The sequence below is a fragment of the Vibrio sp. V42_P2S4T144 genome (assembly GCF_009904715.1).
GTDB lineage: Bacteria > Pseudomonadota > Gammaproteobacteria > Enterobacterales > Vibrionaceae > Vibrio > Vibrio alginolyticus.
Map to the genome: position 1 here is coordinate 1 of NZ_WXWS01000067.1, position 8350 is coordinate 8350.

Consider the following 8350-nt stretch of genomic DNA (forward strand, 5'->3'; position numbering starts at 1 on the left):
GGTATTACCCACAGTGCAATCTCATCCATTGAAAATGGCAAAGTGAGCCCGTCGGTCAGCTCACTACAAAAAATCGTTAATGTATTTTCTTTATCGTTATCAGAGTTTTTCACTTTTGAACAACCTTCGAACGATGAAGTGAAAGTAGTCATCAAGCCGTCAGATCTTGTGGAAATCGGGAGCGAGACGGTGTCCATGAAACTGGTAACGAATGGCGACAAAGATCAAGTCATCGGATTCTTGATCGAGGAATACGCACCTTATGGAACCACTGGTGCGGCAGAAATCAAACACGAAGGCGAAGAGATTGGCACCGTATTAGAGGGTGAAATCACTCTGGAATATAAAGGGCAATCTCATGTCATAACAGCGGGCGAGTCGTACATTATTGATACGACGAAGCCCCATCGATTTACAAATCACACAGACAAGGCTTGTCGAATGATAAGTGCGCATACGCCAACCACATTTTAGTGGGGGCTTGCCTTGTGTGATCACAAGGAGAGCGTATGAAAACCCAAGAGCAATGGATTGAACTAAAAAACAATCTAAACATCGAAAACAGGGCGTACATTAACGGTGAATACAGTGCCGCTTTAACAGGGCAAACCATCCCGGTAGTTAACCCAGCAACAGATGAGATATTCACCGAAATCGCCCGTTGCCAAAATGAAGATGTTGATCTCGCGGTTTCATACGCTCGCCAAGCATTTCAATCCGGTCAGTGGAGCGAGAGCAGCCCAGCTCATCGCAAAGCAGTGCTTAAACAGTTTGCTGACTTGATTGATCAAAACCAAGAAGAATTGGCTCTGCTAGAAACGCTTGATACCGGTAAGCCTATCTCTCACAGCTTCTCTACCGATATTCCTGGCGCGGCGAGTGCATTACGCTGGTACGCAGAAGCAATCGACAAAGTATACGGCGAAGTTGCCCCAACCGAAAAAGATGTACACGCTTTTATTTCTCATCAACCAATTGGTGTGGTTGCTGCGGTTGTACCGTGGAACTTCCCCCTTTGGCTTGCGTGCTGGAAGCTTGGTCCTGCTTTAGCCGCTGGTAACAGCGTGATTCTAAAACCGTCAGAAAAATCTTCTCTCACCGCGATATTTCTAGGTCAACTTGCTTCTCAAGCGGGCTTACCAACAGGCGTTTTCCAAGTCATTACGGGTTTTGGTCATGAAGCTGGCGACGCGCTGGCGAAACACCAAGACGTAGACTGCATCGCCTTCACAGGCTCGACGCGCATTGCAGGTCAACTGATGGTCAGATCGGGTGAGAGCAACCTAAAGCGCGTGTTTGCAGAAGCGGGCGGCAAGAACGCGAACATCGTGTTTGAAGATTGTGATGATTTAGACCGCGTAGCAGCAGAAACCGCCGCAGGGTGTTTCTACAACCAAGGTGAGGTGTGCGTCGCGGCAACCCGCCTGCTTGTTCACGAAAGCATCAAAGAGCAGTTTATAGAAAAAGTTATTCAAGCGTCGAAAGCGTTCACGCCAAAAGACCCAATGGACCCAAGTTCATCAATGGGTGCGCTCATCGACCAAGATCATAAATCAAAAGTATTGGAATACATCTCGTTAGGTGAATCAGAAGGTGCAAACGTACGTTGTGGCGGCGATGTCGATGGGCAGGGCGCATTTGTTTCCCCAACCATTTTAGACAACGTCGACAACAAGATGCGTGTCGCCCAAGAGGAAATTTTTGGTCCGGTGCTGTGTGTCATTCCATTCAAAGACGAAGCGCAAGCAATTGAGATCGCTAACGATTCGAAGTACGGCTTAGGTGCTGCACTTTGGAGTAGCAATATCAACCGCGTTCATCGCGTAGCAAAACGACTGCAAGCCGGCTCGGTTTGGGTCAACAACTATAACGAAGGTGACATGACGGTTCCATTTGGTGGATTCAAAATGAGCGGAAACGGTCGAGACAAGTCTCTCCACGCGATTGAAAAATTCACCGAAACCAAAACCACTTGGATTCGCCTCCATCCTTAAGCCTGCTGACGATTACGATAAATAAAGGAATAGTTCTATGAACAAGCATACGGATTCGTTCTACGCGCACTCTGTGCCAAACATGCCGGAATACCCACAGTTGCAAAACGACATCGAGTGCGATGTGTGTGTAGTCGGTGCGGGATTTTCTGGTCTTTCTTCTGCACTACACCTTGCAGAAAAAGGTTTTAAAGTCGTTGTGCTAGAAAGCGCAAAAGTGGGCTTTGGAGCAACTGGTCGTAACGGTGGCCAAATCGTTAACAGCTACAGCCGAGATGTTGACGTGATTGAAAGCCGTTACGACCAAAACCAAGCCAAAGCTCTGTGCGATATGATTTTTGAAGGCGGCGATATCATCCGTGGCCTGATCGACAAATACGACATCAACTGTGATTACAAGCAAGGCGGCTTGTTCACGGCACTGAACAGTAAACAACTCAAAGGGCTAGAAGAACATAAGAAGAACTGGGAGCGTTACGGCAACGACCAACTGACTCTGCTTGACGCAGGAGAGGTAGAACAAGCGGTAGGCACTAAAGTATACACTGGCGGCTTACTGGATATGCGCGGTGGTCACATTCACCCGCTTAAACTGGCATTGGGTGAAGCTGCTGCGTTTACGTCTCTAGGTGGTCAAATCTTTGAGCAGTCGGCGGTCGTGTCGATTGATAAAGGTATTAACCCAGTAGTGAAAACGGCGAAAGGCAGCGTGAAGAGCAAGTACGTGGTACTGGCAGGTAACGCCTACCTTGGTGGTTTGGCACCAAACATCAGCAACAAAGCGATTCCGTGTGGCACACAAGTGGTGGCGACTCAGCCTTTGAGTGATGAGCAGTTAAAACAAGTGCTGACCAGTGACTACTGCGTTGAAGACTGTAACTACTTGCTTGACTACTTTCGCTTAACCGCCGACAAGCGTTTGTTGTTCGGAGGTGGTGTGGTTTACGGAGCACGTGACCCAGAAAACATCGAAGCACTGATCCGTCCGAAGATGGAAAAAGTCTTCCCACAATTGAAAGGCATCAAGATTGATTACACCTGGACAGGTAACTTCTTGCTGACTTACTCACGCATGCCGCAATTTGGCTCGTTTGCAGACAACATTTACTACCTACAAGGCTACAGCGGTCACGGTGTAACGTGTACTCACCTAGCAGGTAAGTTGCTGGCAGAAGCATTGACCGGACACGCAGAACGCTTTGACGCGTTTGCTGCACTGAAACATTACTCCTTCCCGGGGGGCCGCCACTTCCAAATTCCGTTTACGGCAATGGGCGCGGCTTACTATAACCTACGTGACAAACTGGCGATTTAAGAGATAAGGAATATCAAATGAGCAAAGTAGTGAAATTTGCAGCCCTTCAACTGACGAAAAGCTGGGATCTGGAAGATAACTTAGCCAAAGCAAAAAAGGCGATTCGTGAAGCAGCACAAAACGGTGCGAACGTGATTCTTCCGCAAGAGCTGTTCGCTGCGCCTTACTTCTGCAAAAAACAAGAAGCAAAGTATTTCGAGCTTGCGGAAGAAACGGAGAATTGCCGTCTCATTAAAGAGATGAGCGCTCTGGCGAAAGAACTCGGCGTGGTTATTCCTGTTAGCTACTTTGAAAAAGCGGGCAACACGTTTTTTAACTCGCTAGTAATGATAGATGCCGATGGCACGGTACTAGATAACTACCGCAAGTCACACATTCCTGACGGCCCGGGCTACAGCGAGAAGTACTACTTTAGCCCTGGCGATACCGGTTTCAAAGTGTGGCAAACCAAGTTCGGTAAGTTCGGTGCTGGCATTTGCTGGGACCAATGGTTTCCAGAGCTTGCACGCAGTTTGGCTCTACACGGGGCTGAAGCGATTTTCTACCCAACTGCAATCGGTTCTGAGCCTCAAGATCCGACACTGGATTCACGTGACCACTGGCAACGTACAATGCAAGGTCACTCGGCAGCAAACCTCGTTCCAGTCATCGCGTCAAACCGAGTAGGTACTGAGGTCGATGACGGTATCGAGACCACGTTCTACGGCTCTTCTTTTATCACTGACCACACTGGTGCAAAAATTGCCGAAGCACCACGTGAAGGTGAAACCATCATTTACGCAGAAATCGATCTCGCTGCGATAGCGAAAGCGCGTCATGCGTGGGGCTTGTTCCGCGACCGTCGTCCAGACCTTTACACCAGCGTTGGCAAACTAGCCGTTTAAAGAGGCGTTAAAATGAAGTTATCGACAACACCAGCGCAGGATGGCTTCTATTTTCCGGCTGAGTTTCAGCCGGTTAGTGAAGTTTGGCTAGCGTGGCCAGAAAGGAAAGACAATTGGCGTGATGACGCATTACCCGCGCAAGAAACCTTCGCCAGAATCGCGAACTTAATCGCGGAAGTGACCAAGGTGTGCGTGGCGGTATGCTCGCACAACTTTGACCGAGCGCGTCAAATGCTCCATTCAGACGTACGTTTGGTGGAAATCCCATTTAACGATGCGTGGATGCGCGATATTGGACCGACCGTGCTCGTGAATCAGGCGGGCGAGCGCCGTGGGATTAGTTGGCAATTTAACGCGTGGGGCGGCGAATACAACGGGCTTTACGATAACTGGCAACAAGACGATCTTGTGGCTGGTTCGGTGTGCGACATCATCGGTATAGATTATTACCGCGCTCCGTTTGTACTTGAAGGTGGGGCGATTCACACCGATGGTGAAGGCACGCTTTACACCACAGAAGAGTGCTTACTCAGCCCAGGACGTAATCCGCAGTTGAGCAAAGCGCAAATCGAAGAGCAGTTAAAGGCGTATCTCGGTATCGAAAAAGTCATTTGGTTGCCAAATGGTTTATTCAATGACGAAACAGACGGCCATATCGACAACCTGATGCACGTTATCGCACCGGGTAAAGTGGTACTAAGTTGGACCGACGACCCAAGCGATCCGCAATACGCGTTGTCTCGTCAAGCGGAACAAGTACTGAAATCTCAGCACGATGCGAGAGGGCGCGAGATTGAAATTGTCCGTTTGCCATTACCGGGTCCGTTGCATTACAGCGAGCGCGAAGCCAATGGCATTGACGCCAGTTCAGGAATGAGTCGACAAGCTGGCGAACGCCTAAGTGCCTCTTATGCGAACTTTCTTATCGTCAACGAGCATGTGTTCTTGCCGATGCTGGACGAAGAGACCGACGCTATGGCGATCGATATTTTGCAAAACGCGATGCCGGAGTACCAAATCATCGCGATACCGTCGAGAGAGGTTTTACTTGGCGGAGGGAACATTCACTGCATTACGCAGCAGATCCCTGCTTAAACATAAACTCGCCGCTAGCTTAGCGGCGATGATGAGTTGTCAAAAGGAATGACCATGCAACAGATACAAAACCAAACCCTTGTTTCGTTTATGGTAGCGAACCCACAACAGGGCATTGCAGTGACTAATCCGGCGACCGGAGAACTCCTCGGGTACGCACCAGTCTCAACCGAAAACGACATTTTAAATGGCATTGAACGCGCCAGTGTGGCGCAGAAAGAATGGGCGGCACTGCCAGCAAAAATGCGTGCTGGCATGCTCAATCGTTGGTTCCAACTCCTGTTAGAAAACAAAGCCGACCTTGGCCGCTTAATGACGTTAGAGCAAGGTAAGCCGCTGGCTGAAGCTCAAGGTGAAGTGCTTTACGGCGCGAGCTTTATCGAATGGTTTGCTGAAGAAGCGAAACGTACCTACGGTGAGACGATTCCTGCCCCAAGTGCGGACAAGCGTTTGGTGACCATCAAACAGCCAATTGGTGTTGCCTGTGCGATTACACCTTGGAACTTCCCAATTGCGATGATCACGCGCAAAGCAGGTCCAGCTTTAGCGGCAGGCTGTAGCTTTGTCGTAAAACCATCTGAATCTACGCCGCTGTCTGCGTTTGCGGTCGCTGAGCTTGCCTATCAAGCGGGTATCCCACGCGATGTGCTGCAAGTGGTATTGGGGGAAAACTCCCGTCAGGTCGGTGCTATCTTCACTTCGCATCCGTTGATTCGCAAGTTGTCTTTCACTGGCTCTACCCAAGTTGGTAGTGTGCTGATGCAGCAAAGCGCGGCGGACATTAAACGTACCTCAATGGAGCTCGGTGGCAACGCGCCGTTTATCGTATTCGATGATGCCGACATTGATGCTGCCGTGGCGGGTGCGATGGCGTCGAAGTTCCGTAACGCAGGCCAAACGTGTGTTTGTGCGAACCGTTTCTATGTACACAGCAAAGTGTATGACGAATTCGTTGCTAAGTTTGACGCTGCGGTTCAGCAGCTCAAAGTTGGTAACGGATTGGAAGAGGGGGTCAACATTGGTCCAGTGATCAGCGAGTCAGCGAAGCAAGGCATTCAGACGCTTATTGATGGTGCTATCGAGCAAGGCGCGAAGCCGGTTTCAGAACTTAAAAAGCTCGATGGTCTATTTATGCAGCCAGTGGTTCTCAAAGACGTTACTCACGACATGAAGATTGTTTCCGAGGAAATCTTTGGCCCTGTTGCGCCAGTGATTCGTTTTGACAGCGACGAACAGCTAGTCGAAATGGCGAACGACACCATTTACGGTCTTGCGTCGTACTTCTACAGCCAAAACATCCACCGTGTTTGGAAAATCGCAGAAGCGCTCGAATACGGCATGGTTGGCATTAACGAAGGCATGATTTCTACTGAAGTCGCTCCTTTCGGCGGTGTTAAGCAGTCCGGCATCGGACGCGAAGGAGCAAAACAAGGTATCGATGAATACATGGACGTGAAATATCTCTGCTTTGGCGGCAACTAATTAAGGACAAAACAATGACAAACCAACAACTACACGAAAGAAGAAGCCAAGTTATCGCTCAAGGCATGGGCGCACTGTACCCACTTTACGTCGAGAAAGCAGAAAACGCTTACGTGTGGGATATTGAAGGCAACAAATACATCGACTTTGCAGCGGGCATTGCGGTAACTAACACGGGGCATTCTCATAAACGCATTAGTGAAGCGGTAAAAGCTCAGTTGGATAACTTCTCGCACACGTGTGCAATGGTCACGCCTTACGCGTCATTCGTTGAGCTGGCAGAAAAGCTGACAGAACTTGCACCAGGTGAGACTAAGAAGAAAGCGATTTTTCTAACCACTGGCGCCGAGGCGGTCGAAAATGCCGTAAAAGTGGCACGCGCTCATACAGGCCGTAGCGGCGTGATAGCGTTTAAAGGCGGCTTTCACGGTCGCACAAACATGACTATGGGGTTAACTGGTAAAGTTGCGCCATATAAAGCAGGCTTTGGTCCTTTCCCGAATGAAATCTATCACGCGCCGTACCCAAATGCGTTCCACGGCATCAGCGTTGAGCAAAGCTTACAAGCAATCGACGATCTATTTGCTTGCGATATCGAACCTTCACGCGTTGCGGCGATCATCTTCGAGCCAGTACAAGGTGAGGGCGGCTTCTACAAAGCACCTGAAGCGTTTGCACAAGGCTTACGTCAGCTGTGTGATAAGCACGGTATCATGCTGATTGCCGATGAAATCCAAACGGGTTTTGCTCGTACCGGTAAAATGTTTGCAACAGAGTACCTAGGCATTGAACCAGACCTAATGACAATGGCGAAAGGCATTGCTGGTGGTTTCCCAATCTCAGCGGTAGTTGGGAAAGCGGATGTGATGGACTCTGCACTACCCGGTGGTTTAGGTGGCACTTATGCGGGCTCGCCACTTGGTTGTGTTGCTGGTCTTGAAGTGCTGAAAATCATCGAAGAAGAAAACTTGTGCACTAAAGCGATGGGCATTGGTGAAGTGGTCAATGCACGAATGACTAAGCTGCAACAGTCAGTACCTGCTATCGGTCAAATCCGCACTACTGGTGCAATGATGGCGATTGAGTTTACTGACCCAGAATCAGGCAAACCACTGCAAGAGATGACCAAAGCGGTGATTTCTAAAGCGCAAGAAAACGGCCTTATCCTGCTTTCTTGTGGAGTAAAAGCGAACGTGATTCGTCTGTTACCTCCACTGACCATCGAATCTGACGTGCTAAATGAAGGCCTAGATAAGTTGGAAAAAGTGATTCTTGAAGTGGCGTAATTCACGCACTTTTAAATAGCAATAACAAATAAAGGAAGCGGTTGGCATCAATCGTTTCCTTTTTGTTTTTTAGCGTATCTGCTGCCTATCTAAAAAGTATTGCTCAAGATCCAAGTTGTCACTTTTATTACGGATGACTTAACAGTTGGGCTCGTTCTTACTTTTCACTTAGTCGCTACTTTGTTCTCCTCGAATGTGGTTTGGTGCTCACATTCTAAATCCCGACATCTGAAAGCCACTTGAGTCTATAATTTTATTGAGCGTCATTCCTCACTTTTTGGACTATAAAAATGA

Annotated in this window: 7 protein-coding genes; all 7 read left to right on the forward strand. The window is 48.9% G+C overall.

All coding sequences use genetic code 11. The annotated features are described in order from the left end of the window. Positions 1-474: HTH-type transcriptional regulator PuuR (gene puuR / locus CAG68_RS02065; RefSeq protein ID WP_161440730.1), on the forward strand; the 474-nt coding region annotated here is incomplete at its 5' end. A 35-nt stretch (positions 475-509) separates the two neighbouring features. Next, positions 510-1994, forward strand: a complete 1485-nt coding sequence (locus tag CAG68_RS02070) for an aldehyde dehydrogenase (RefSeq protein WP_086046701.1) — start codon at positions 510-512, stop codon at positions 1992-1994. A gap of 37 nt (positions 1995-2031) precedes the next feature. After that, complete coding sequence (locus CAG68_RS02075) at positions 2032-3309, forward strand: NAD(P)/FAD-dependent oxidoreductase (RefSeq protein WP_005377810.1); 1278 nt, start codon at positions 2032-2034, stop codon at positions 3307-3309. A 17-nt stretch (positions 3310-3326) separates the two neighbouring features. Then, positions 3327-4193, forward strand: coding sequence for an N-carbamoylputrescine amidase (aguB, locus tag CAG68_RS02080; protein ID WP_033905196.1), 867 nt, complete (start codon positions 3327-3329; stop codon positions 4191-4193). 12 nt (positions 4194-4205) lie between these two features. Continuing rightward, positions 4206-5288 carry an agmatine deiminase gene (gene aguA / locus CAG68_RS02085; protein ID WP_042522530.1) on the forward strand — a complete coding sequence of 361 codons (1083 nt, stop codon included), beginning with the start codon at positions 4206-4208 and terminating at the stop codon, positions 5286-5288. Between the two features lie 54 nt (positions 5289-5342). Beyond that, positions 5343-6770: an NAD-dependent succinate-semialdehyde dehydrogenase gene (locus tag CAG68_RS02090; RefSeq protein WP_053306912.1), complete on the forward strand. Its 1428-nt coding sequence runs from the start codon at positions 5343-5345 to the stop codon at positions 6768-6770. Between the two features lie 14 nt (positions 6771-6784). Next, the gene (gene gabT / locus CAG68_RS02095; RefSeq protein ID WP_054730169.1) at positions 6785-8056 is read left to right on the forward strand and encodes a 4-aminobutyrate--2-oxoglutarate transaminase; all 1272 of its coding nucleotides are present in this window, start codon (positions 6785-6787) and stop codon (positions 8054-8056) included. The last annotated feature ends 294 nt before the right edge of the window (positions 8057-8350 follow it).